Source organism: Campylobacter gracilis (genome assembly GCF_001190745.1).
Classification (GTDB): Bacteria; Campylobacterota; Campylobacteria; order Campylobacterales; family Campylobacteraceae; genus Campylobacter_B; species Campylobacter_B gracilis.
Genome location: NZ_CP012196.1, coordinates 955,370 through 980,540, shown reverse-complemented (window position 1 = coordinate 980,540; position 25,171 = coordinate 955,370). Strand labels below are relative to the sequence as shown.

At 45.7% G+C, this 25,171-nt stretch carries 18 protein-coding genes; 3 read left to right on the top strand and 15 right to left on the bottom strand.

All coding sequences use genetic code 11. From position 1 onward, the window contains the following. Nucleotides 1-652 precede the first annotated feature (652 nt). From ispG to groES, 4 genes are all read right to left on the bottom strand, one after another. A complete protein-coding gene (gene ispG / locus CGRAC_RS05020) occupies nt 653-1,720 on the bottom strand; it encodes a flavodoxin-dependent (E)-4-hydroxy-3-methylbut-2-enyl-diphosphate synthase (protein ID WP_005871706.1) in 1,068 nt (355 codons plus the stop codon). 774 nt (nt 1,721-2,494) lie between these two features. After that, the gene (locus tag CGRAC_RS05015) at nt 2,495-3,535 is read right to left on the bottom strand and encodes a hypothetical protein (protein ID WP_005871708.1); all 1,041 of its coding nucleotides are present in this window, start codon (nt 3,533-3,535) and stop codon (nt 2,495-2,497) included. Between the two features lie 595 nt (nt 3,536-4,130). Continuing rightward, nucleotides 4,131-5,768: a chaperonin GroEL gene (gene groL / locus CGRAC_RS05010; protein WP_005871709.1), complete on the bottom strand. Its 1,638-nt coding sequence runs from the start codon at nt 5,766-5,768 to the stop codon at nt 4,131-4,133. Nucleotides 5,769-5,780: 12 nt separating this feature from the next. Further along, on the bottom strand, nt 5,781-6,044 hold the full coding sequence (gene groES / locus CGRAC_RS05005; protein WP_005871710.1) for a co-chaperone GroES: 264 nt from the start codon (nt 6,042-6,044) through the stop codon (nt 5,781-5,783). Between the two features lie 206 nt (nt 6,045-6,250). Here groES and CGRAC_RS05000 point away from each other — a divergent pair, with 206 nt between their 5' ends. Next, complete coding sequence (locus tag CGRAC_RS05000) at nt 6,251-8,497, top strand: translocation/assembly module TamB domain-containing protein (protein WP_005871711.1); 2,247 nt, start codon at nt 6,251-6,253, stop codon at nt 8,495-8,497. Between the two features lie 592 nt (nt 8,498-9,089). Here the strand turns inward: CGRAC_RS05000 and CGRAC_RS04990 are convergent. The 10 genes from CGRAC_RS04990 to alaS all read right to left on the bottom strand — a co-directional run bounded on the left by CGRAC_RS04990 (nt 9,090) and on the right by alaS (nt 21,460). Continuing rightward, nucleotides 9,090-9,791, bottom strand: coding sequence for a hypothetical protein (locus tag CGRAC_RS04990; protein ID WP_005871717.1), 702 nt, complete (start codon nt 9,789-9,791; stop codon nt 9,090-9,092). 173 nt (nt 9,792-9,964) lie between these two features. Beyond that, complete coding sequence (locus CGRAC_RS04985) at nt 9,965-10,591, bottom strand: hypothetical protein (RefSeq protein WP_005871721.1); 627 nt, start codon at nt 10,589-10,591, stop codon at nt 9,965-9,967. A gap of 52 nt (nt 10,592-10,643) precedes the next feature. Beyond that, a complete protein-coding gene (locus CGRAC_RS04980) occupies nt 10,644-11,273 on the bottom strand; it encodes a hypothetical protein (RefSeq protein WP_005871722.1) in 630 nt (209 codons plus the stop codon). Nucleotides 11,274-11,405: 132 nt separating this feature from the next. Beyond that, nucleotides 11,406-11,849 (bottom strand): GatB/YqeY domain-containing protein, encoded by a 444-nt coding sequence (locus CGRAC_RS04975; RefSeq protein ID WP_005871723.1) that lies wholly within the window; start codon nt 11,847-11,849, stop codon nt 11,406-11,408. Between the two features lie 244 nt (nt 11,850-12,093). After that, the gene (locus CGRAC_RS04970) at nt 12,094-14,331 is read right to left on the bottom strand and encodes a nitric-oxide reductase large subunit (RefSeq protein WP_005871725.1); all 2,238 of its coding nucleotides are present in this window, start codon (nt 14,329-14,331) and stop codon (nt 12,094-12,096) included. 144 nt (nt 14,332-14,475) lie between these two features. Continuing rightward, nucleotides 14,476-15,126, bottom strand: coding sequence for a hypothetical protein (locus CGRAC_RS04965; protein WP_005871727.1), 651 nt, complete (start codon nt 15,124-15,126; stop codon nt 14,476-14,478). Between the two features lie 835 nt (nt 15,127-15,961). Further along, on the bottom strand, nt 15,962-17,872 hold the full coding sequence (locus CGRAC_RS04950; protein WP_005871733.1) for a transglycosylase domain-containing protein: 1,911 nt from the start codon (nt 17,870-17,872) through the stop codon (nt 15,962-15,964). Then, nucleotides 17,866-18,411, bottom strand: a complete 546-nt coding sequence (gene maf, locus CGRAC_RS04945; protein WP_050346318.1) for a septum formation inhibitor Maf — start codon at nt 18,409-18,411, stop codon at nt 17,866-17,868. The genes CGRAC_RS04950 and maf overlap by 7 nt, the downstream gene beginning before the upstream one ends. Further along, nucleotides 18,411-18,920: a hypothetical protein gene (locus CGRAC_RS04940; protein ID WP_005871739.1), complete on the bottom strand. Its 510-nt coding sequence runs from the start codon at nt 18,918-18,920 to the stop codon at nt 18,411-18,413. The genes maf and CGRAC_RS04940 overlap by 1 nt, the downstream gene beginning before the upstream one ends. Beyond that, nucleotides 18,917-21,460, bottom strand: coding sequence for an alanine--tRNA ligase (gene alaS / locus CGRAC_RS04935; RefSeq protein WP_005871741.1), 2,544 nt, complete (start codon nt 21,458-21,460; stop codon nt 18,917-18,919). The genes CGRAC_RS04940 and alaS overlap by 4 nt, the downstream gene beginning before the upstream one ends. A gap of 121 nt (nt 21,461-21,581) precedes the next feature. Between alaS and CGRAC_RS04930 the strand changes: the two genes are divergently transcribed. Together CGRAC_RS04930 and hemH are read left to right on the top strand one after the other, a co-directional pair. Then, on the top strand, nt 21,582-22,454 hold the full coding sequence (locus CGRAC_RS04930) for a Gfo/Idh/MocA family protein (RefSeq protein ID WP_040304050.1): 873 nt from the start codon (nt 21,582-21,584) through the stop codon (nt 22,452-22,454). Beyond that, a complete protein-coding gene (gene hemH, locus CGRAC_RS04925; RefSeq protein ID WP_005871745.1) occupies nt 22,451-23,548 on the top strand; it encodes a ferrochelatase in 1,098 nt (365 codons plus the stop codon). The genes CGRAC_RS04930 and hemH overlap by 4 nt, the downstream gene beginning before the upstream one ends. Nucleotides 23,549-23,843: 295 nt before the next feature. Here hemH and CGRAC_RS04920 read toward each other — a convergent pair whose 3' ends face one another. After that, nucleotides 23,844-25,022, bottom strand: coding sequence for an ankyrin repeat domain-containing protein (locus CGRAC_RS04920; protein ID WP_005871747.1), 1,179 nt, complete (start codon nt 25,020-25,022; stop codon nt 23,844-23,846). Nucleotides 25,023-25,171: the final 149 nt, after the last annotated feature.

The following is a 25,171-nucleotide window of genomic DNA, read 5'->3' as shown; positions in this document are numbered from 1 at the left end:
TTCTATCGGGCGGAATTTTATAATTTGGGCCGCTTTAAATTTTGCTATCTAAAATTTCATCCTCGGAATTTTCGCCTTTAAAATTCCGTCAATTTTAAATTTCGCCCTTTGAAATTTTGACTCTTAAAATTTCGCTCGCCTTAAATTTAGGTGCAGGACGAAATCCAGCCGGATGAAATTTCGCGGCGTATCGAAAGTTCATCCGTCAAGATTCCGCTTTGCGGCACGGAATTCTACCGTTTAAAATTTCGCACGGTAAATTCTGTGCTATGAAATTTCACTTCAAATCGCGAGTTTGAAATTTTAAAATGAAATTTCAAGGTAAAATTTTGGAGCCGAAATTTTAGCCCAAATTTCAAAGCCAAAATTTTAAACTCAAAAATTTCACACGAAATTTCAGTACTAAAATTTCAAGCTCAAAATTTCAAGCCTTATTCCAAAGGCTCAAATTTAAAAGCACCGCTTTAAAGACGAAATTTTAAAATTTCACGCCAAGACGCGCTGTACCTATGAGCCTAGCAAACCGCGATGAGCCCAAGCGCGCCTTAAAACGCCGAGCAAACTACAACTAGCCCAAGCGCGCCAAAATTCAGAGCCGAGCCATCCAAGCCACGAATAATAGCGAGATTTAAGCCGCTAGGCGCCGCAGCTCTCACGCCCCTTCGCGAGCCCGCACCTCGTCCTCGACCTCCTGCAAAAACCGCTCCACGAGCTTACTCTCATCGAGTTTGGCGACCACTTCGCCGTGGCGCATCACGATGCCGCGCCCGTTGCCGAACGCGATCGCCACGTCCGCGCCCTTCGCCTCGCCGATCGCATTTACGACGCAGCCCATGACGCTGATATTTAGCGGCGTTTTGATATGCGCGGTTTTTTCTTCGACGATTTTGATCGCGCTTAGCAGATCGCTTTGCAAACGCCCGCAGGTAGGGCACGAGATGATATTGACGCCGCTTTTTTGCACGCCCGCATCCTGCAGGATCGCGCGCGCGACGCGGATCTCCTCCTCAAGCTCGCCCGTGATGCTCACGCGCATCGTATCGCCGATCCCCTCCATCAGAAGCGTACCCAGCGCGATCGCGCTCTTGATGCTAGCGTGAAATTTTGTCCCCGCCTCGGTCACGCCCAGATGAAAAGGATACTCGCATAGCGGGCGCAGCGCGCGATACGCAGCCACAGTACTCGGCGCGTCGGAGGTCTTAAGCGAGATCGCGATGTCGCTAAAGTCCTCATCCTGCAGCAGCGCGGCGTTATACAGCGCGCTTTGCACCATCGCCTCCACGCTGCGGCCGTATTTTTGCTCAAATTGCTCCTCGAGTGAGCCCAAATTTACGCCGATGCGGATAGGCAGACTGCGAGCTTTGCACGCGCGCACGACCTCTTTGATACGCTCCTTGCCGCCGATATTGCCCGGATTGATGCGGATAGCATCGACGAATTCCGCAACCTGTAGCGCCAAGCGAAAATTAAAATGGATGTCCGCTACGATGGGAAGCGGCGAGCTTTTTTTGATACGCGCGAGTGCGTCCGCGTCCTGCTTATCAAGCACGGCGCAGCGCACGATGTCGCAGCCCGCGAAATACAGGCGGTTAATCTGCTCTAGCGTGCCCTCCACGTCCTTCGTTTTAGAAAAGCTCATCGACTGCACGGAGATGGGCGCGCCGCCGCCGATTTTGACGGAGCCCACGGAGATTTGGCGGGTCGGATAGCGATTTTTCAAATTTAAGCCTTTAAAATTTTTTGCGCTATTTTATTCAAAACGGGGTTAAAATTTAATAATTCGCGCTCGCTAGCCGCCGTAGAATTTCGCCTGCAGGATTATAATAAAAGCTGCGATGAGGGAAAATAAAAAGCATAGCAAAGCCGTGATTTACGCGGAATTTATTATAGTCCGCGCAAACAATGGAACCTAACGATTAACAAAGCACCATTTGACCGCTGCTAAAATTTCGTCTACAGAATTTCACTCACTAAGTTTTGCTTTCGCGCTTGCAAAAAATTTCATTTCGCCGCGGAATTTGAGCAAATAGAGTTCTATAAAATTCCGCCATCTAATAAAATTCTAAAAATTCCGGCGGCGAATGCAACTCTACAAAATTTGATGGCAAGCGAAATTTAATAAACCACGCAGCTAAGCAAAATTCTGCGAATTTAGCAGGCGGGCGAAGTCCTACAATGCAAAATTACGAAATTAAGCTTTTGAAATTTCGGCGAAATTGTAACCGCAGTATCGTCGCAGTGCCTGCTCGCGCAAAACGAGTGCAGTCTGGTTTATCCTAGCAGCGCGGCATGCAGCCGTGAAATTTCAAAGCGCGTGGATGAAATATTAAAATTTTATCTTTAATTGCAGCATTAGGGCATTGTTTCGCACGGCGGCAAAGCCGAAAAAACATCAGCGTTCGTGTTTTTGCAATGAGCGCCAGTATCGCGATCTTACAGAGGCAGCGAAATTAAACTGCCTACGCATATAAATTGCGCCGGCGCGCCGCTTAGATTAGCGCACCAGTTCCATATTTACCTTGACCCTGCTCATCTTGTCCTGCAGCATATCCATCACCGACTCATTGCGCGACGAAGCGTCATCCATCGGAGCTTCGTGCTGCTGCCACTTACTTTTCGGTGCGGCAGGACCCCACTGCGACGAAAATATCAGCCCTCGCTTTTTCTCGGTCTCAGGCGCAGGCTCGTACGGCTGTGGAGCGGGCTTCGCCCAACGCTCATCATAACGCATCGCAGCACCTTGTCCTAGCGCATTACTTCGCTCCGGCGACGGTATTTTACTAAGCGCGCTACCGCCAGGGTGCCCTATCACACGGCTAGAGCGAGCAGATGTGGGAAGATAGGGCGCGCGAGCATTTTGACGAGCCGTATACTTCGTGGCGCTCGAATGAGATGCAGCTGTATGCCCCATAGCGACAGAACGAGTTGCACTATAGCCATGGCGAGCTTGCGGCTGTGCAATTCGAGTCGTCGTTAATTTGCGAGTTCGTGCGTCTACGATTTTGCCAGTCTGCTCATCTGCGCCTCCGTGAGTTTGCGCGCTTGCATTTCTCCGCATATCTGCGCCTCTGTAAGTTTGCTCCGTATCACGGGCGCTTGGCGCTTCATCCTCATAAATACGGGTCTTTGGCAAACGCATCAATGTCGCGACTAGACTCTTGCTAGCTCCATTCTGACTGCCTGATTGACTAGCCGGGCGCCTAGGTGCTTTATTTCTCACAACAGGATGCGATGCGGAATTTTGCCCGGGATTTTTAGTAAAATTTTTCGCGCTTTTTTGCGTGGAATTTTTAGCGGAATTCCTAGATGCACGCGTATTTTTTGTGAACTTGGAATTTGAAAGACTTTTAGCATTTGCAGATTTTTTAGCATGCGGCTCGGCAAGAGATTTTGCCGAGGTATTTTTACTCAGATGATCTTTGGCTCGCAAATTTTGAGATGAAATTTTATATTTATGGTTTTGCTGCGCGGCAAAAGCGCTAGAGAAGCTCGCCAAAATGAACGCGATTAAAAAGATACGAGCTAAATTTTTCATCGTTTTCCTTTCAATGGATTTTAGGCGAAATTTAGCAAAGCTTAGATTAAGCCGCGTTAAATTTAATGAGTGAGGCTATGAAATTTCAGCTCTAATTTCAAGCCGTATCGCCAAATAAAAACATTGATAAAGGCTAAGCTATAAAAATTCCGCAGCTAGGATTCTGTTTGGCAATAGAATTTTATCACACTAAAAATATGGCATCACAGAAAAATTTTATCTTGTAAGCGTTTAAGAAGGAGAGCTGAAAAATTTTAAAGCTTTAGAATTCTGCGCTTAAATTTTGAGTGGCAAGTCAGAATTTAAGGTAAAAAGGAAGCTCAAATAAAGCTTTTAAATTAAAGGATAACGCGGCAAAACCGCAAATTTGCGGTAAGATACAAAATTTATCAGATCATACGGTGACTAAAAATCACACCGCTTAATCGCTAATTCATAATAAATCGCCGCACCTTAGACGTATCTAAAACGCGGCACATATCATTTTAGCGGCGTATAGCTAAAACATCGCCGCGCATAAAGCATTTCGCGGCGCTGCAAAATCTCACAGCGCCGTTGTAATGGCATGGGAGCGCCGAATGACGCTCCCACGGGGCTACATCATTCCGCCCATGCCACCCATTCCGCCCATATCAGGCATTGGAGGCATTGCAGGTTTCTCCTCTTTGATCTCGCTTACGGTCGCTTCGGTCGTTAGAAGCAGGCTTGCTACGGAGACCGCGTTTTGAAGCGCGATGCGCTCGACCTTGACCGGATCGATGATGCCTGCTTCAAACATATTGACATACTCGCCGTTTGCAGCATTGAAGCCGAATTTTTTGTCTGAGCCTTGCTCGACCTTATTAGCTACGACGCCCGCGTCAAATCCCGCATTCTCGGCGATCTGGCGAAGCGGAGCGAAAAGCGCGCGCTTAACGATGTCCGCACCGATAAGCTCGTCGCCGCTTAGTGCTAGTTTTACGCTAAGTCCAGCTCTGATTAGCGCAGCGCCGCCGCCGATTACGATACCCTCGTCTACGGCTGCTTTGGTTGCATTTAGAGCATCGTCCACGCGGTCTTTTTTCTCTTTCATCTCGGTTTCGGTTGCAGCGCCCACCTTGATAACCGCAACGCCACCGCTAAGCTTAGCCATGCGCTCTTGAAGCTTCTCTTTGTCGTAATCGCTCGTAGTCTCAGCGATTTGAGCTTTGATCTGCAAAACGCGCGCGTCGATATCTTTTTTCTTGCCCGCGCCACCTACGATAGTGGTGTTGTCTTTGTCGATCACGATGCGCTCGGCTTGTCCGAGATCGGCCATAGAAGCACTTTCTAGCGTTCTGCCAAGCTCCTCACTGATGACGGTGCCGCCCGTTAAAATCGCGATATCTTCAAGCATTGCCTTTCTGCGATCGCCAAATCCCGGAGCCTTGACCGCAGAGATGTTTAGCACGCCGCGAAGTTTATTTACGACTAAAGTCGCAAGCGCCTCGCCCTCGATATCCTCGGCGATGATTAGAAGCGGTTTGCCGCTTTTTTGAACCTGCTCCAAAACTGGTAATAGGTCTTTTAAATTTGTAATTTTTTTGTCAAATAGAAGCACTAGCGGCGAGCTTAGCTCGACTAGCATTTTCTCGGCATTTGTAATGAAATATGGGCTTAGATAGCCGCGGTCAAACTGCATTCCCTCGACTACGTTTAACTCATCGTTGATAGATTTCGCCTCTTCGACAGTAATAACGCCGTCTTTACCGACTCTTTCCATAGCGTCTGCGATCAGATCGCCCACCGCGCTGTCGTTATTGGCAGAGATCGTAGCAACCTGTGCGATCTCTTTTTTGCCGCTTACTTTTTTAGAGGATTTTTTTAGCTCCTCGATAACCGCAGCGCTAAATTTATCCATACCGCGTTTAACCTCGATAGGATTTGCGCCCGCGGTTACGTTGCGTAGACCTTCTTTAAAGATTGCGTGAGCTAGCACGGTTGCTGTAGTAGTGCCGTCGCCTGCCTGATCGTTGGTTTTACTCGCTACTTCGCGCACCAAAGAAGCGCCCATGTTCTCAAGCGTATCTTTTAGCTCGATCTCTTTAGCGACGGTTACGCCGTCTTTTGTGATCGCAGGAGCTCCGAAGCTCTTTTGGATTAAGACATTGCGACCGCGAGGTCCCATCGTAACTTTTACAGCGTCGTTTAGCTTCCTAACGCCCGCGTAAAGCTTGTTTCTTGCGTCGTCTGAAAAAATAATCTCTTTTGCCATTTTCAATCCTTTTTATTTAATTATGCCTAAAACATCTTCTAAATTTAAGATAAGATATTTCTTATCATCTAAGCTAATCTCGCTGCCTGCGTATTTTGCAAACGCTACGGTATCGCCATTTTTGACGCCTTCACATTCGCTGCCGACGGCTACGATTTTGCCGGTCGAAGGCTTCTCTTTTGAAGCATTGTCGGGGATGATGATGCCCGAAGCGGTCTTTTTAGTTTCCTCCTCGCGCTCGATTAGAACGCGCTTGCCAAGTGGTTGAAATTTCATTTCAGTCCTTTCTTTGATTTGTGATTTTCTAAAATTGGCACTCAATGTGTTTGAGTGCTAAGATTATATGCAAAATTTAAAATCTTGTCAATAGTTTATGAAAAATTTTTATAAAACTTTAGTGATTTTAACTCAAGTATCGAGATTTCAAACGTTAAATTTTAAGGGCTATAATACCCTCAAATTTTAAATTTTAAGGGGACGAAATGAAAATTTTCGGCATAATCGCAGGAATTTTAATCCTGCTTATCGTAGGCACGGGCTGCCTATTTTTCAGCGATTTTGGCAACAATCTCACCAAGCCTTACATAGAAAATTTGATCAAAGAAAAAAGCGGCCTTGACGTGAAGCTTGAGAAATTCGATCTAAATTTCGGCGATCTGGACATCAGCGCCAACGTAAATGACGCTGCGAACGTAAACGTAAAGGGCAAATACTCGCTTTTTGCGCGCTCTTTCGATCTTAGTTACGACGCAAATGCGCACGATCTAGCCAAGCTCGGCATAAAAACGAGCGAAGGGCTAAGCCTCAAAGGGCAAATTTTAGGCGATCTTGACAAATTCGGCATCAACGGCAGCGGGCGAATTTTTGATAGCAACGTAAAATTTTTGGTAAATTTAAAAGACCTTAGCCCGCTTGATCTGCAAATCGACGCTAAGGGCCTAAACGTCGAAAAGGCCCTTAGCGTAGCCTCTCTGCCGATCTACGCCAAAGGAAATATCGACATTCTCTCGGACATCAAGGCTAGCAGCGGCGGCGCAGAGGGCAACGCGAGCATCAAGAGCTCAAATTTGGTCCTAAACGAATCTGCGTTTAAAGATATGAATATCTCCATCCCAAAGGGCGTGCAGATCACGCTAAACTCAGACATCACGGCGCAAAATGACATCCTGCGAGCAGCAAGCAAGATCGATTCGACGCTAGGCAAAATCAGCGCCGAAAAGTCGGAATTTGATCTAAAAAACAAAACTTTAAACTCCGATTTCAATCTAAGCTTGCCCGATCTAGCGAAGCTTGAAAGCCTTATCGGGCGTAAAATTTCTGGCGACGTTAAAGCAAACGGAAATTTAAAGACCGATTTTTCTACGCTTGAGCTTTCAAACTCGCAAATTTCGGCGTTTAGAGACGCGCTTAAAGCGGATACAGAGGCCAAATACGATCTGAAAAATAAAAACGGCGAGCTGTCCGCGAAGCTAAACGCAAACGATCTAGCCGCGCTGCAAAACGTCCTGGGAGTGAAGCTACAAGGCAAGGCAAACGGCGAGCTTAGCGCGGCTCTAGCGCAAAATGAGCTTAAAAATCTAAACTTAAATTTAAACGCGATGGGCGGCAACCTGAATGCGAGCGGAAATTTGAGCGATCTAAAGCTTAAGGCGAGCAATCTAAATCTGGCCATGCTTTCGGCTCTGTTTTACGGCGGCGCGATCGGAGAGGGCACGATAAACGGCGATGCGAAGTTAAGCTTAAAAGACAGCATTAACGGCATGGCGCAAATTTCGCTCGCTAACGGCGTGATTTTTAAGAAATTTTTAGACGGCGCGACGGGCAAGAACTTCCCGAGCGATCTGAAAGCGGACGCGCAGGCGCAGACAAATATCAAAAACTCCGTCGCGACCTTTAGCGTAAGCGCGAACTCCGATCTAGCGCAGCTTCAGAGCCTAAATGGCACCTACGAGCTCAAAAACAAAGCGCTTAAAGCAAACTACGCGCTACTGATCCCGAGTCTGCAGCGACTCGAGTTTTTTCTAAATCGCAGACTAAACGGCAAGATTGCCGCTACAGGCGAGCTTTCGCACGACGGCAAGAGCCTGTTTGCGACCATAAATTCCAAGGTCGCGGGCGGCGAGCTGAATGGACAGATCGCGGGCGATGAAGCGAACTTCAAACTTCAAAATTTCATCGTCAAAGAACTTACGACGCTTCTAAATATCGATCATGTCTACGACGGCACGGGCAACGCAAATCTTACGTATAATACGAGCTCGCACAGCGGCAAATTCGATGCGATCATCAACAACGGACGCCTTCCTAGCGGCGGATTGATCGATAAAATCGGTAAAATTTTAGGTCGCGATCTAGGCGGCGAGGTCTATAACGACGCCAAAGTAAACGGCACGATCAAGCAAAATTTGATAAATTTCAACGCCGATATGAGCGCGCAAAAAAGCAAGCTAAACGTCACGGGCGGCACGCTGGATAGCAAAACGGGCGCGATTTCGGTACCGGTTAAAGCAAACATCGAAAAGACCGATCTTGAAATAAACATCACCGGCACGATCAAAGAGCCGAAATACAATATCCAATCGGACTATCTAAAGGGCAAGCTCGACAAGCAGATCGGCAAGGGCATCGACAAACTTTTCGGTGTGAAAAAGGACGATAACAGCAGCAAAAACGACGCGAAAAAGGAGAAATCGGACGTGGTTAAGGGTCTGATAAAAGGGCTATTTTAGCGCATTTGCTCTTATTTTGGCGATTTAAATTTCGTGCAGCAAGCCGAGGCAAACATAGCGTGAATTTGAAATTTCAAACGCGCGCTGCGAGCGGAAATTTTTAGAATTTTAAAAACGCAAATCCGCGAAACAAGCACTCTATGAAACGGCTTGTTTTTGTATATTTCGGGCTTTAAATTTAAAGCCGATTTTACGGAAGCTGAACCTCTTGTGACCGCGCCTTTTTTTGCTAAGCGCCGCAAAATCGCCGAAATTTTAAAATTTAAGCGAAGCAGCACGGGGAAAACTGCAAAATTTCAAAATTTGGCGCGAGGCAAATTTATCAAGCCGAATTTATTAAATTTAAAGCCTGCTGCGGTTTGTATTTGAGTAGCGCCTTAAATTTATCAAAAAATGCGGTTGTCAGCGCGGGCATATCAGCCGTGTCTGCATTTTAATAACGGCTTAAATTTACGCTGAAGCTGCGAATTTAAATCTCACGCGCAATCCTTAAAGCTGCGATGAATTCCGCGCGCCTAAATTCGATTTATGAATCGGTTCGCAAAATAGCCAAATTTCAAAGTCGCATTTTAAAATTTCGTGCGCCGCGAGCCTAACGCTTTTTGAAATACTTAGTCTCCATACTGCGCGCCGTGTTTTCTCCCTTTTGCTTTTTGCGCTCATAAGCCTCTCGCGCCTCGTCTGTATTAAGCGCGTATATCAGCGCCAGGCATAGCGCGAGCACAAAAAGCGAGCCCGCCGCCGTTTTGAGATAGGTATCTCTTCTGCCCTCGTTAAATTCGATCAAATAGCCCTTATCCTTTTCAAATTTTAACTGATAAATTCTGATTTCACCCGGATGCATCAAATCGCGTTTATACCAAATGCTTATCCGCTCGCCGCGACGAAATTGCATTTCATCCCTGCAAATGCCCGATCGCAGCCGCTCCAGCTCGCCCTCGCTCGTGCGAATTTCGATATCGCAATAATCGCTTTTGTAATGGCGATGACGCTCATAGGATACGAGCTCGCCGCTTAGAATTTGCGCGCCGCTGATGTCGTTATTTTCGGGGGCGTTTAAAAATAAGATTACCGATAAAAAAAGCGCGACGAATGCGAAAATTCCCGCTACTTGCAAAAGCCTTATTTTAATCAAAGGCGCTTCGCCGAAAGGAACGAAAGCTCTAGCAAAGACGCGGGCGAGCTTTGAAGCTTTCAATCGCGCGAGCAGCGAGGCATCGCCTCTTTTCATCGCGCGGCAAATCAGGTTACAAAGCACCGCAAAGCCGCAAAAGCACAATGTAAAAATAAGCATAATTCCTCCCTTAAATCAGCCGCAAGCGATCACGGGCTTTAAATTTACGGACACAAAGTAAAATTTACGGCGCGCGCCGCGCCGTAAAGCCGAAGCGCCGCTTAATGAGCAAAGGCGCGAAACGGGCGCGCTACAAATTCCGCGCACTGCTTAAAATTTAACGTCATAGAATTTTATGATAGCTGGCGCGCTCGATAAATTTTGCTTGCCGCTATCGCAAGAAAAATGAGCGTCAAAGCTCCAAATACCATAGCCGTAAATTTATCATCCATAGTAGCGTATTTGTCATATCTGAATTTTATTAGATACTCGCGCTGCTGCGGATCTATGCTTGCTTTATAATCCAAAAATAAGACCTGATATGCCGTACCGTGACCCTGAAACGGACGGCTTTGATACCAAGCTTTAACTCGCTTGCCTTCCAGCCATTCGTATGCGATTAACGAGATAGAAGGCTTAATATTTACACCTTGCCACTCGTCCGCTCCTGATCGCTTAAAATTAGCTTCGGCAATTGCTGCATTGAGCAAAATTTTATTTTTATAGAAAGAGGTTAAGTTATCCGTATCGCCATTTAAAAAGACTTTGATAAATTTGCGCTCGTCCGTAAAAATCTGCATATATTCGCGCCCATCATCGCTTCCGACATCCATGATTATTCCATTCGCGATTTTCAGATCATCTAAGCTTTTAGGATTCAAGCTAAAAAGAAATCCGTACCACATCGCCGCCAAATAAAATGCGATCATAAATAGATCGAATTTGCGATCTAAGTTATGCCAAATTTCGCCGAGCTTCATCGCTCATTACATTGTAAGTTTCACTGCAAGATACGCAATTTCATGACTTTTATTATCGCGGGCTATGCTGCATCGCAAGCGCCTCCATCGCCCCGACGGGCAGAAATAGCACTACGCCCACGATTATCACCGGTATAGCCACGATTACGCCTAACGTATCCAATAGGGCGTTGCCCTCGCAGCGTTCAGGTCTAACCTCGATGTTTGCCGGAATCGGGGAGCGCAACCTATCGCTTGGCTTCATTATTTCGCTAAGATTTTTGATCTGCACGACGCGCGCATCGAAGTTAAAAATAACTTCTATCTCGCCTTTTTTCTCATCGATTTCGATGCGGTTCGCTAGAGCCTTGATTTTGGCGACATCTGCACCGGCTGCGGAATTCAAAAATGCACTGAAGCTACCGCGCGCCTCGCCGTTTTTAGCATCGGTTACTTCGATCTGCACAAACTCGCGCTTAAGCCCCTTGGCGTATCCGCCGTCGTAAAATTCCGAGATATTCTTAAGCGACGAGCCGTCCGTCAGCACATAGCTGAGTTTCTCGCCTACGATGTATTCTTTACCGTCGTTTATGAAAAATGCCGTGATTTTTTCGGGCGTTTCGTTTGCCCCAGGCACTACGTTTTGTTTGCACTGGCATCCCACAAGCAGGACGGCTAGTAAAACCGCGATAAATTTTTTCATGATAGTCCTTTAAAATTTTAAATTAGCGTATGAATTCCGCAGCCAAAGCTCTATCTCAAAAAATTTCAGCAGCGAAATTTTACGTCGATACAATTTAGCCGTAGCCAGACTTAAATTTACCCCAAACGCAGGCTACTTCAGTGCCGCTTTGACCGCCTCGCTCAGCCGCTTGCCGTCCACGCTTGAGCCGAGCGCTTCCTTGGCAGCTTTCATCACGCGTCCCATATCCTTTGCGCCGCTCGCGCCGAGCTGCGCGATTAGCGAGCCAACCGCGGCGGCAAGCTCGGCATCGCTTAGCTGCGCGGGCAGATAGGACGCGATGATCTCGATCTCGCCCTGCTCTTTTTGCACCAGATCGTCGCGACCGCCCGCGCGATACTGCTCCACAGAGTCGTTTCGGCGCTTGATCTCGCTTTGAAGTATGCTAAAGACGCGCTCGTCGCTAAGGCTGATGCGCTCGTCTACCTCCACCTGCTTAAGCGCGGCGTTAAGCATCCGCAGGCTGTCTCTGCGGAAGTGATCGCCGCTTTTCATCGCCGTTTTAATGTCTTCTAAAATTTGCTCTCGCACACCCATTTTCCACTCCTTGAGATTGAAATTTCGGCGGTAATTTTAGCAAATTTAAAATTTGGCTCGGGTAAATTTAAGAGGATTAAATTTTAAAATTTTAAAGATTTAGCGCGATTTGTGGCTAAGCTTAAAGCTTGCGCGAATATCTTCCGCGGCAAAAAGCTCTTGCGAAGCCTAGTAAAATTTAAAAAGCCTCGCAAGAACATAAAATTCCTGCGAGGCAAGCAAGCGATAAAAGCTCGCAAAAGCTCTATTTAGCGCGTGAGAATATCATTCGCACGATTTGAAGCAAGAAGCACACGCTTCCTACCAAAAAGATCGTATCGCCGATGATGCGCGCCCAGCGGAGCCCGTAGAGGCTGTCTTTTTGCAAAAATTCCGCGCTTCTTGCATACCACATACCCACGTCGATCGCCGCAAACGCCTGCAAAATTCCAACCGGAAGAAGCGAAATCAGCACCATTAGAAGCAGACCCGCGTTAAGCGCCCAAAAGCCGATCTTCATCAGCGTATCGTCAAAGTTTTTGTCTTTGTAAATATACAGCGCCACGAGCCACACGAAGCCGAGTGCCAAAAAGCCGTATACGCCAAATAGCGCCGTATGAGCGTGCACTGCGGTGGTGTTTAAACCCTGGATGTAAAATAGCGCAAGCGGCGGGTTGATCAAAAAGCCGAAAACGCCCGCGCCCAGCATATTCCAAAACGCTACGGCGATGAAGCAGTAAAGCGGCCATTTTAGACGCTTAGCCCAATCCTGCGCGAATTGAAGCTTATAGTAATGAAACGCCTCTGAGCCCAAAAGCACCAAAGGCACGACCTCAAGCGCCGAAAAGCTTGCACCCACAGCCATTATCGGCGTAGTGGTGCCCGCAAAATAGAGGTGGTGGAAGGTGCCCGGAATTCCGCCGATTAGGAAAATCGATGCGCTAGCAATCGAGGTGTAGGTGGCAAATTTCTTGCTTACTAAGCCCAAGGACGCGAATACGAACGCCAAAGACGCCGTCGCGAAAACCTCGAAAAATCCCTCGACCCAAAGGTGCACGACCCACCAGCGCCAATACTCCATCACAGGGATCGGCGAGCGCTGTCCGTAAAATAGCCCCGCGCCGTAAAAAAGCCCCACGGCGATAACCGAAGCGGTAAAGATCGCCAATAAATTCTTATCGCCCTCGGCTCTAAAGCCTGCGATAAAGCCGCGCAGCACGAGCACCATCCAGATCACAAGGCCCACGAACAGTATCAGCTGCCAAATTCTACCGAGGTCTAAATACTCATATCCTTGATGTCCGATCCAGAAGCTGCTGCTTGGATCCATCTTGCCCGCAATCGCCATGTATTCGCCTGCAAAGCTGCCGACGACCAAGAAAAGAAGCGCGTAGAAAAGCACGTCCACGCCGAGCTTTTGAAATTTCGGATCCTTGCCGCCGTTGATGATCGGAGCTAGAAACAATCCCGCCGCCAAAAAGCCCGTAGCGATCCAGAAAATGGACGCCTGCACGTGCCAGGTGCGCGCTAGCGAGTAAGGGATATATTGCGAAAGATCAAGCCCGAAAAAGGACTGACCCTCGATCGTATAGTGCGCAACAAAGCCGCCGATGAAGGCCTGAAATGCAAACAATGCAACGGCTACGAAAAGATATTTACCAAGCGCCTTTTGCGACGGCGTAAGCGCTAAAGCGGCGATCGGATCGGCATTTAGCTTCGCAGGAGCCTCGAAATCCTCGTCCTTTTTGCCGTAGAAATTTCCAAACCACACTAAAAGACCGATGCCGGTAAGCAAAATAACAAGGCTTGCAATCGTCCAAACGACGTTTTCCGTGGTAGGGACATTGTCTATCAGCGGCTCGTGCGGCCAGTTATTGGTATAGGTCGCCTCTCCGCTTGGACGATCCGTAGAAACCGCCCACGCAGTCCAAAATATGAAATCCACGAGCTCGGCGCGGTGTTGCTCGTTTGCGAGCGTATTTTCCTTCATCGCGTAATCCTCGCGAAGCTTTTTAAAGCGCGGATCGTTTCCAAAAACGCCCATGTACTCGTCTTTTACGACCGCCATAGCCTTTAAGCGATCATCGCTTAGCTTGACGGCGCCGTCTTTTACGGTGTTGGTGCGGTACTCAGCTTTAGTAAGCGCCTTAATCTGCGCCTTTTGCTCGTCGCTCAAAGCGTCAAATTTAGCGCCGAAACGCTCCTGCGCCTTGATATCCATAAACGCAACTAGCTCCTTATGCAGCCAATCCGCGCTCCAATCGGGCGCCTGATACGCGCCGTGACCCCAGATAGAGCCCACCTGCATACCACCGATGCTCTGCCAGGCCTCCTGTCCGCGGTAAATGCGCTCGGTGCTGATTAGCTCAGCTCCGCTAGCATCGGTAAATTTTACCACCGGCGGAGACTGCCTATACACCTCGCCGCCGTAAAAACCCAAGAAACTAAAGCCCACGATGAGTACCGCTACAAGCGCCATCCAGAGCCTTTTAAATTCTGCCATTTTCACTCCTTTAACTGAAATTAGGAGAGAATTCTACCCATTTAAATTTCTATAAGCATTGAGGCTCATCAATAAAAAGATAAATTTTATCTGCTTAAGCTGGAATTTATTAAAGTATACTGAAATAAAGGGTCTTAGAAAATTTTATATAAAATTTATATCTATAAATCTATCCCTGATCTCAATGTTATCAAGATTTAGATTTAGTTTGTCTTTTAAATACTTTTTTAAATTTACTCGTTCATACTCACTTAACATAGTTAGCGGAATGGCAAAATAATTACTATGAGTACTATCTAATAAAATTAGAACATTTAAATTTATGCTATCTATTCTTCTTAAAATTTTAAGTACACCGAAGCAAAGAAGATTTATCGGATGCAAAGCGTACGATAAAATTAGCAAGAGAAATTTTTTAAACCTAGTTATATTGGCATTGTATTTGCAAGCGTCTTCAATCACGAGTCCAGAAAATTTATAAATAGCGATTTTATCGAAATTAGAAGCCTTTACACTTTTATGTACCGAATATACGTCGTTATAATTTTTGCATAAAGAATTATATTCTATTCTATCGGAATAGAAATTTAAAAATTTATGTTTATTAATAAATAAAATTCCCACCAAAAAAGTAACAGCTCCTAAAAATTGATATGCCCAAGCACTTCCTCTGCAGAAAAATAGAAATATAACTAAAAATACAGCTAATATTAAATAACATTCTGTGCTGATTTTAGTCCAATAATCTTTGATCATAAAAAGCGGCATTTCAGATTTATAACTTTGAAATTCCATACGATAATACTCCAAATTTTTAATTCAATACACCGCTCTTTTTATTGACTCTGCTCTGCATCTTTCACTCCTTTTAAATAGAAATATATTTTGTAAACAAATTCGAATGTAGACATTAATATTACGGAACCCGAAAGAGAAAAACCGGATTGAAAGAAAAATATATATCCAAAAATTGAAAATCTACTTTGAAATTCCGGCATAAAATGGCTTGTTCTTATGCTTATACCGCTGCTTGCAAAATATCCGGTATAATAAACCTCAAACATAAAAATACCAAGACCGAACATAAATGGAAGCAACAAAAACGGGCAATCGTTTTCCCGCTTCTTTTTTGCAACCAAGATAAAATCATCATCATATCTGCAAAAGTAAATATAATAAACCAATGAATATAAGCTAGAAACCGCAAAAATAATAATCCCGTATATCCACATAATAACTAACGTAAAATTCCGAAAGTTGGGTGTATGGGCTAATACTACCGATAATTTCGATATTTGGAAAATAACTTTTCATAAAATTTACGAAATTTAAGCACACAGGAGAAATATCTAAAATATTTTTAGGAATTATAAAGGCGCTAAGGGAATAGAAAAAATATATAAAACACAATTTCGTAAAAAATTTGCCGAATTTTACACGAGTATTTTCTATTCTTATCTTTTTACTTTCAAATTCTAAATTCTGCATCTCAATCCCTAAAAATAAAATTGTGTATTTTATTGCATCCAACCTTAAACGCACTATAAGCTCGCATATTTATATTGACTTAATAAACGCGATCTATGTAAGGGCTTCCGAAAACGGATTAAAATTTGGATTTGCTCCAAATTTAAAACGATCCGTCGCTACTACTTTCGCGAGGTTTAGGGAGTGGCGAAATTTTAGTGTAATACTCCTCCTTCCCGTTGTATTGGCGGCTAAAAACGCCGTCCGGGACGGTGAAGTTGCGCTTGGTTTGCGGATATTCTTTTAAATAGGCATCTAAAAATTTTGCAAACACCGGTGCTGCAGTGCGACCGCCGCCCTCGACCTTTCGCATAGGTTTATAATCGTCGTTGCCATACCAGATTATGATCTGCAAATCCGGCGTAAAGCCGCAAAACCATGCATCTATGCTATCATTTGAGGTGCCTGTTTTGCCCGCTATGTCGATGCCCTGCACGCGCGCGCGAGTACCGGTGCCGCGCTGCACGATATTTTTTAGCAGCGTAGTCATCAGATATGCCTGTTCAGGGCGCAGCACGCGACGGCGCTCAGGCTCTATAAAGCGAGTTTTGCCGTCCTTATCGGTGATCGAAACGATAAATTTAGATTTCGCCGTGATCCCGAGCCCCGGGAACATCGAATACATCGTCGAGTATTCAAGCGGCGAAATTCCGTAGCTGCCGATAGCCACCGACAGGGCGGGCGGGACGTTTTTAAAGCCGAACTCGCCAAGCTTTTTTACCGCGCGATCAACGCCGATAGATTGCATCAGATTGATCGAAGCAAGGTTGCGCGAGCGCGTTAAAGCTTCTTTGATCGTGATATAGCCGCTGTAAGTCTTGTCGTAATTTTTCGGCTTCCACGTTTTATCGCTGCCATCGTCGAATTCTCTAGCTATATCGGGCACCTCAGTCATCGTCGAGTAGCCCATATCAAGGGCAATTTGATAGACGAAAGGCTTGAAGCTGGAGCCGGTTTGGCGCTGGGATTGGCTGGCGCGATTGAAATTTGATTTCGCGTAATCCACGCCGCCTACTAAGGCTAAAATTTCGCCATTTTGGGGATGTGTGACGATCATAGCGCCGTTTACGTTGCTTGCATTGGCGTCTTTGTTGCGCTTTAAAATTTCATTGTAGCCGAAAACTAATGCCTCTTGCGCCATCGCCTGCGCTTTTAGATCAAGGCTCGTATCTATGCGGTATCCGCCCGTGCGGACGTCCGGTAGAATTTTTTCGGCTTCTTTTATAATCTCATCTACGGCATACGGCGCTACGTTTTGCGTGAGCGTTTCGTTGTAGATCGTAGGCTGTTCGTTCATCGCGAGCTCATATTCGGTCTTATTTATCCAGCCGAGCTCATGCATCCTATAAATCACGTTGTTGGCGCGCGAAAGCGACAAATCCAGGTGCTTAGTAGGATCGAAGCTGCTAGGAGCTTTCGGCAAGCCCACTAAAATCGCGATCTCTTTAAGGCTTAAATCTTGCAAATCCTTTTTGAAATATCCCAAAGCCGCCGTGCGGATACCGTAATATCCGTGCCCAAAATACACTTCATTGAAGTAACGCTCTAGAATTTGTTCCTTGCTTAGAGCGTTTTCTATCTTAAGCGATAGGATCGCTTCTTTGATCTTGCGATCAAGCTTCTTTTCACTCGAAAGAACTAAATTTCGCGTGATCTGCTGCGTAATCGTGGAAGCCCCTTCGACAAATTTCATCGCTTTGACGTCCTTAATAATCGCCCTAAAAATCGCCTCGACATTCACACCGCCATGTTCGAAAAACGCCGTATCCTCGATAGCTACGAGTGCCTCGATCACGCGGCCTGGGATCTCGTCGAATTTTACGTAAATTCTATTTTGTTCATTAAAAACATTGGCTATCAAATTGCCATTGCGGTCATAAATTTTAGTCGTAAGCTCGGGATGATAATCGATGATCGAGTCCGATTCCAAGCGGATTTGCGAGTAAAAATACAAAAAAATTCCGCCTGCAGCAAACGCGCAAACCGTAATAAAACTAAATAAAACTCTTACCATACAAACCTCTTTAAAATTTCCAGATCAAGCCCCATCGCCGTAAATTTTGACCCACGCGAGCTTTTGATATATTTTTCGTTAAAGCCTTCGATACTCATCGCACCCGCCTTGCCGCACCAATCGCCGCTAGCGATATAACCTTTTAAATCTGCTTCATTAAATTCCGCAAATTCAAAGCTTGCGACGCTAAGTGCCGAAAGCTCTAACGCCTTACTGCAAAAAATCATCGCAGTATAAACGGCGCAGCTAGCACCGCTTTGAGCTTGCAGCATCCTTAACGCGTCTGCTTCATCACGCGCCTTGCCTAAAATTTCGCCACCAGCAAGCACGGAGCTATCGGCAAACAGCACTCTATCATAATTTTTATAAATTTTAAAAAACTGCGTTTTTTTGGCTACGGTAACGCGGTAAGCATAGGTGCGTGCATCATCCTTGCTAATGCCGCTTTCATCGAAATTAAAAGGAATTTGCGTAAATTCTACGCCGTTATCCTTTAGAATTTGCGCTCTAGTAGGCGAACTGGAAGCTAAATAAATCATCAAAACTCACCCACCGTCACGCCTAGATAAACGCAAATCAGCGTAACTACGATATTTAACGGGATGAAATATTTAACGACGATGATTAAATGCTCATTCGCCTCAAGCTCATCTCCCGCATCCAAAGCTCGCTTCAAAGATGAAATTTTATAATGCATGTAGATAAAATTTAGTAGTATAAAGCCGGCACCAGCCCACAGCGTGGCAATCGCGCCTTTTACCATAGGATCTGAAAATTTAAAACCTCCGCCGTCCGCAAGAAAAAATCCACTTACGCAAACGATCGCCAAAAATAGTGCAAAGAACTGCTCGTAGCGTTTCATATATCGCAAAATTTCTGTAAATTTTACATCCTTCGCATCCGCTTGGCTTTTACTGCTTAAATTCATAAAAATCCGTGCGATCAAAAATACGCAGATCTGCGCGCAGACCAAAAAAATCACACTTAAAATGTGAATCAGCGGCAAAATTTGCGAGGCTTTGATGAAGCCGGTATCGATTTCGTTCAAATTTTGCCTTTTGCGTAAGAGATCGCCTCTTTGATCGCTTCTTCGATTTTTAGCACGTCCTTGCCGCCTGCGGTTGCAAAATCATCGCGTCCGCCGCCGCCGCCGCCTAAAATTTGCGCTACGAGCTTAACCCACTCACCTGCTTTAATAGGTGCGTTTTTAACGCCTGCTGCAATTGAAATTTTACCGTCGGCGCCTACTTGCATCAGCATTATCGCCGCCTTTTCGTGGCTATTTTTAAACTCATCTATCATAGTTTTTATATCGCCGCTTTCGACCGAGGCTACGCAAAGTTTGGTATCGCCAACATTTAAAAACGCCAGTGCATGGGAACTGCTTGCATGCTTGATCTGATCTTTTAGCGATCTGATCTCATCTTTTAATTTCTCAATCGCGCGGAGAGGCTCAATCCCTTTTAGCTCCGCAGAAATTTCAGCAAGCTTAGCGCGATTTTGAAGCGCTAAATTTAAAGCAGCGCGCGAACAAACTGCCTCGATACGCCTAACACCCGCACTTACACCGCTTTCTTTGACTATAAAAAACGACCCTATTTCGCTTAAATTACGCACGTGAATTCCGCCGCAAAGCTCCTTACTAATCTCTCCAAAACTCACAACGCGCACTTTTGAGCCATATTTTTCGCCAAAAAGCGCAATCGCGCCGCTGTTTTTAGCATCATCTATATCCATAATCTCAGTTTTTGCCGCACAGCCCTTGCAAACGGCATTATTTACAAATTCCTCGATTTTAGCTAGCTCCTCGTCGCTAAGCGCCTTAGGATGCGAGAAGTCAAATCTTAAGCGATCTGCTTCGACTAAGCTTCCTGCTTGAGCGATATGAGCCCCTAGCACCGCACGAAGCGCCGCGTGTAAAAGATGTGTCGCGCTGTGATGGCGTGCAATCTGCTCACGCTCCTCAGAAACCTTGAGCCCGACGATATCGCCAATTTTTAGGTTACGATTAAGGCGCAAGTGGGATAAATTTAGCCCATAAAATTTCTGCGTATCAAACACATCGGCTATGGACTCCACTTCGCCGCTATCGCCCGTCTGACCGCCGCTTTGTGCGTAAAACGGAGTCACATCAAACATCGCCCAGCCGATATCGCCGGCTTTGAGCTCATCCACTTCCGCAAAATCCTCGTTAAGTAGCGCTAAAACCTTGCTCGTGCGGCTAAGCTCTTCGTAACCGCTAAATTTATTCTCACCAAATTTCTCTAGCAGCGCCTTAAAATCGCCACGGACGTTTTTATCGCCACTGCCCTTCCATGCGGCTTTAGCTATCTGCCTTTGCTCGCTCATAAGCGCGTCAAATTTAGCCTCATCCACGCGCAAATTTTTCTCGCGCAGCATATCAGCGGTCAGATCGAGCGGAAAGCCGTAGGTATCGTATAACTTAAACGCGACCTCGCCGCTAAAAATTTCTTTAGTGCGCGCAAGCTCCTCGTTAAAAAGCTCGATGCCGTTTGCCAAAGTGGCAAAAAACCGCTCCTCTTCGAGCTTGATCTGCTCCTTTACGGCTTCCTTTTTCTCGTTTAGATAGGCATAGTGCCCGCCCATTAGCTCGCATACTTTATCCACGAGGCGATACATAAAGGGCTCTTTGATGCCGAGCAGATAGCCGTGACGCACGGCGCGGCGCAGAATTCTGCGCAAAACATATCCCCTGCCCTCGCGATTAAAATTCGTTCCCTGCGCTAGCAAAAACACGACCGAGCGGATATGATCGGCGATGACGCGGTAGCTCGCGCCGCTTTCATAAACGTAAGGCCTGCCGCAAAGCTTTGCAACCTCATCAATTAGCGGCATAAAAAGCGAGCTGTCGTAGTTGCTAAACTTGCCCTCCTTAATCGCCGTGACGCGCTCAAGCCCCATGCCCGTGTCAATGCTAGGCTTTGGAAGCGGGCTAAGCTTGCCGTCTTTGCTGCGCTCATACTGCATAAAAACTAAATTCCAAATCTCTAAAAAGCGGTCGCCGTCGCCGCCCATATAATCCTCTGGCGAGTGAAAATGCTCCTCACCCTGATCGTAAAAAATTTCGCTGCACGGCCCGCACGGTCCGGTATCGCCCATCGCCCAAAAGTTATCGTGATCACCGAAGCGATATATGCGCTCCCGCGCTATGTGGCGTGCCCAGAACTCGTAAGCTTTGTCGTCCTTTTCGTGCACGGTGACATAGAGTTTGTCTTTAGGAAGCTTTAAAATTTCAGTGATAAACTCCCACGCATAGGCGATCGCCTGCTCTTTGAAATACTCGCCGAAGCTGAAATTGCCAAGCATCTCAAAAAACGTATGGTGGCGCGCGGTGTAGCCGACGTTGTCTAGGTCGTTGTGCTTGCCGCCGGCGCGGATGCAGGTCTGACAGCTCGTGCGGATAGGCGGCGTCGGGCGCGGAACGGCTCCTGTAAATATGCTTTTAAAGGGCACCATGCCCGCGTTTGTAAACAGCAAGCTATCATCATCTGGCACCAGCGGCGCACTAGGGATGATCTGATGCCCCTTGCTCGCAAAGAAATTTAAATATTCGCTTCTAATATCCATGATTTGTCCTATTTCAAGTTAAATTTTAAAGGCGCATTTTAGCCAAATTAGATTTTAAAAATTATAAATTTTAACCATTCTTAGTTATAATGGCGCGAAAGATTAAATTTAGGGCATGGCGATGAAAAAAAAGATAGCGATCATAGGCATGGGCGAGCTTGGTCAAAAGCACTTCAGCGAGCTAAGAAGGAGCGATTATTTCGAGCTTGTAGCGCTTTATCATAAGGGCAGCAGCGAAAATTTCGGCCCGCGCTATCCGATCTTTGATAATCTAACCGATCTTTTTAACGTAGCTAAGCCCGACGCCGTAGTCATCACGGCTCCCCCGCCATCGCATAAAGAGCTGATTTTAAAATGCCTTCCATTTACCAAAAATATCTTTGTAGAATCTCCGCTCGCACAAAGCCTAGCCGAAGCTAGAGAGATAAACTACGCAGTCACTACTAACGGCACGCGCCTAGCCGTAGGCTACTCCGACCGCTACAATCCTGTCATCGTATCCTTGCTACGCGAGCTAGCCAAGGGGGATAAAATTTTTTCGATGAGCTTCGTAAGCGGCTTTGCAAACGACGATAGAGCAGATATCGTAGCCAATGCCCTTTTTAGAGATATCGATCTTGTGCGGCTGCTTTCTCACAGCGAGATCGCCTGCATAGAACTTAGCAAAAATATCTCTAAAGAGCGCACTCTAGCTGCATGCGCGACACTCCACACAAAAAGCGGTTGCTATTGCACGCTAATGCAGTCCAATCTCTATCCGATCAGACGCCACGGTATCGAGATTTGCACCGACAGCGGTGTATATTTCGGCGATCTAATCTCAATAACTCTTTTTAAAATTACGCCTGACGGGCGCGTAAATCTGCGCGTCGATCGCGACGACTTTTCGCTACGCCGCGAACACGAAGCGTTTTGCGCGATGTGCGACAGCAGCACTAACGCAGGTCTTGCAAGCGTAGAGGATGCGATAAAAATCAGAGAAATCATCTCATGAAAAAAGCCCTAATTTTACTCAACATGGGCGGTCCGAACAATCTGAGCGAGGTTGAAGTTTTTTTAAAAAATATGTTTAACGACCCCTTTATTTTAGGCATTAAAAGTGATTTTTGGCGTAGCGTTTTGGCCGCACTCATCGTAAGAAGTAGAGCGGCAGCGGCGCTTAGCAACTACGAAAAACTGGGCGGACGCTCGCCGATATGCTCCATTACCGAAGCGCTTTGCGAGCGTGTAAATTCACTCGCGCGAGCCGAATTAAGCGCGCGGTTAAAATTTGAAGGCGCGGCGGATGCGAGCGCTGCAAATGAACCGCTGCAAGACATTTCATTGCAGAGCAAGCCGCCGCAAGACGTCCCGACGCATGGCGAGCCGCTACAAAACGAGGCGCCGCAGGATAAAAAACCGATAGACGAGCTAATTTGCGATTATGCGATGAATTACACGCCGCCTTTTGCGGAGGATGTGTTTAAAAAATACGCGGATTTTGACGAGATAATTTTAATGCCTTTGTATCCGCACTTCTCGAAAACTACGGTGCAATCGAGCCTGTGCTCTGCCGAAGCGGCACTTAAGCGGCTCGGGATAAAAAATTATAAGATAGTTGATATTTTCTACGACAGCGCCGCTTACAACGAAATTTTGCTAAATTTAATCGCAGGGTGCGTTGCGAAATTTAGCGTGGATGAAATTTCGCAAATTTCGCTAATATTTTCCGCGCATTCGCTGCCGGTAAAAATGGTAGCCGCGGGCGATCCCTACAAGGCGCAGGTAGAGGCGCACGTGGAGATTTTAAAAGATCTGCTGGCTGCGCGCGGGATTAAATTTAAAGAGATCATTTTGGCGTATCAATCGCGCCTGGGTCCCGTGAAGTGGCTAGAGCCTAATGTCGCGGACGTCTTGCGAGATCTGCAGAGCAAAAAAGCGCTCATATTTCCGATCGCATTTTGCGTGGATAACTCCGAGACCGATTTCGAGCTGGATATTTTTTATAGGGCCCAGGCGCGCGAGCTGGGCTACGAATACTACGAAGTGTGCAAATGCCCGAACTCCCGCGAGGATTTTGCGAAATTTATACTCGCGCAAGCGTTGTAAATTTAGAGATTAAATTTAGCTTTTCTATTCGAGTCTTTTAAACTTTTTGCGGAGTTTGCAAGCCTAACACAATGCCAATAAAATCGGCGAAATTTTATCTTTTGTTAATTGGATAGAATTTTAAAATTTAATTATTTCGCAGCGAGTTGCGTAGCCGCCTATTATTTTTGACCTTCCGCTTCTTTACTAAATAAATTTCTTTTATATTCTTTATAGTCGTTAGTTAGCCTCTCGACTTCCTCTTTAGATATATGAAAGTTGGGGTTTTTTATATGCTTTCTATTTGCTGCAAATTCTATTTCATCAATTTTTTTTGCCCTACCGCAAATAGTATATACTCTTTGATATTTTTAAAGGTAGCGTTCTTGTCGGAACAATGTTTTTGCAAAAATGCCGAGTCAAACATACTTCCCATTTTATAGTATCCTACGGCTATATCATACCTATATGTTTCATAGCACTTATCATCATACATTCTTTTTAAAAATTCATCGTTCGGTATTCCGCCGATATCGTATTGCAAAAGTAGATCTATCATAGCGCCGGGCTCGGGTACGTCCAGCAACCCTCCATATACCGACATATAAAGTCTAAACTCCTCTACCCCATACTCCTTATTAGTATTTTTTATATTTTTATAGCCGGGTATCTCCTCTAGTTTATTTGAAACGGAGACCTCTCCCATATTGAAAGTGGAGTAGGTATATGGTCTATAACCGCTCTCTAGCACCATTTTCATTATATCGTACATATTGTTTCTAACTAGGTGGCTGATAAAATAATACGGCTCGCCTCCGCCGCTAAAAAGAACCTCTTTCGTGCGGTAATGTATGATCGGAGTAGCGTTTTCGTCAAAGCTTACAGAATCTATCCAGTTTTCGACGTCCATAATGCCGTAGGTTTCCTGCACGATCTCTACTTCGTCAAACTTAACTCCGCTATCTAGCAAAAGCCTAACCGACTTAGTGGCGTTATTTTCCATAGCGTATGCCATAGGAGATAGCTCGTAATTATCTTTCTTATGAGGATCGGCACCCATCTCTATCAGCTTTTTTGCGGTTTTTTCATCATCGTAAAAGCTAGCATACATCAAAGGGGTAACGCCGAAATGAAGAGGGGTATCTACGCTTATATTATTATCCTGCATAAATTTTAAAATTTTATCCGTATCTTTTGATTTTAAACTCCTGCGCAAAAGTTCCATCGTGGGATTATCTCTGACCTCCTCTTCGTCTATATCCCAATATCTATAGCCGACTGCGTTTATCTCCTTTTGCGTTACGTATTTGGCTAGCTCGGAGTTAGGATCTACTTTGGTATTTGCAGTGACGGTATAGTGAGAGGAGGTTGATTTAAATCTGCCGGTCTGAACTTTGAGTGCTAAAGCAAAAAGGCCTATAAAAACGGCTGTATAAAATATGCCTTTGAAGATGTTTTTTATGATTTTAAGCAAGGTCTTCAAAAAGGTCTTCAAATTTGATCCTTTAGCCTTAAAACACTAGCCTGTAAATAGCTTTAGCTTTTAAGCAAAACCTAAAGCGACAACTCGTTTTGTTCCCCGAAAGTGCCGCGATTATATAACGATGAGGATTAACTTTCACTTATACCAAAAAATTTTATCTA

Excerpts from the sequence above, each read along its gene's own strand:
- CGRAC_RS04950 (WP_005871733.1), bottom strand. The coding sequence starts at position 17,872 with ATGGTAAGAGTTTTATTTAGTTTTATTACGGTTTGCGCGTTTGCTGCA.
- CGRAC_RS05015 (WP_005871708.1), bottom strand. The coding sequence starts at position 3,535 with ATGAAAAATTTAGCTCGTATCTTTTTAATCGCGTTCATTTTGGCGAGC.
- CGRAC_RS04965 (WP_005871727.1), bottom strand. The coding sequence starts at position 15,126 with ATGGAATTTCAAAGTTATAAATCTGAAATGCCGCTTTTTATGATCAAA.
- alaS (WP_005871741.1), bottom strand. The coding sequence starts at position 21,460 with ATGGATATTAGAAGCGAATATTTAAATTTCTTTGCGAGCAAGGGGCAT.
- CGRAC_RS04970 (WP_005871725.1), bottom strand. The coding sequence starts at position 14,331 with ATGGCAGAATTTAAAAGGCTCTGGATGGCGCTTGTAGCGGTACTCATC.
- groL (WP_005871709.1), bottom strand. The coding sequence starts at position 5,768 with ATGGCAAAAGAGATTATTTTTTCAGACGACGCAAGAAACAAGCTTTAC.
- CGRAC_RS05000 (WP_005871711.1), top strand. The coding sequence starts at position 6,251 with ATGAAAATTTTCGGCATAATCGCAGGAATTTTAATCCTGCTTATCGTA.
- maf (WP_050346318.1), bottom strand. The coding sequence starts at position 18,411 with ATGATTTATTTAGCTTCCAGTTCGCCTACTAGAGCGCAAATTCTAAAG.
- hemH (WP_005871745.1), top strand. The coding sequence starts at position 22,451 with ATGAAAAAAGCCCTAATTTTACTCAACATGGGCGGTCCGAACAATCTG.
- CGRAC_RS04930 (WP_040304050.1), top strand. The coding sequence starts at position 21,582 with ATGAAAAAAAAGATAGCGATCATAGGCATGGGCGAGCTTGGTCAAAAG.
- groES (WP_005871710.1), bottom strand. The coding sequence starts at position 6,044 with ATGAAATTTCAACCACTTGGCAAGCGCGTTCTAATCGAGCGCGAGGAG.
- CGRAC_RS04990 (WP_005871717.1), bottom strand. The coding sequence starts at position 9,791 with ATGCTTATTTTTACATTGTGCTTTTGCGGCTTTGCGGTGCTTTGTAAC.
- CGRAC_RS04980 (WP_005871722.1), bottom strand. The coding sequence starts at position 11,273 with ATGAAAAAATTTATCGCGGTTTTACTAGCCGTCCTGCTTGTGGGATGC.
- CGRAC_RS04975 (WP_005871723.1), bottom strand. The coding sequence starts at position 11,849 with ATGGGTGTGCGAGAGCAAATTTTAGAAGACATTAAAACGGCGATGAAA.
- CGRAC_RS04985 (WP_005871721.1), bottom strand. The coding sequence starts at position 10,591 with ATGAAGCTCGGCGAAATTTGGCATAACTTAGATCGCAAATTCGATCTA.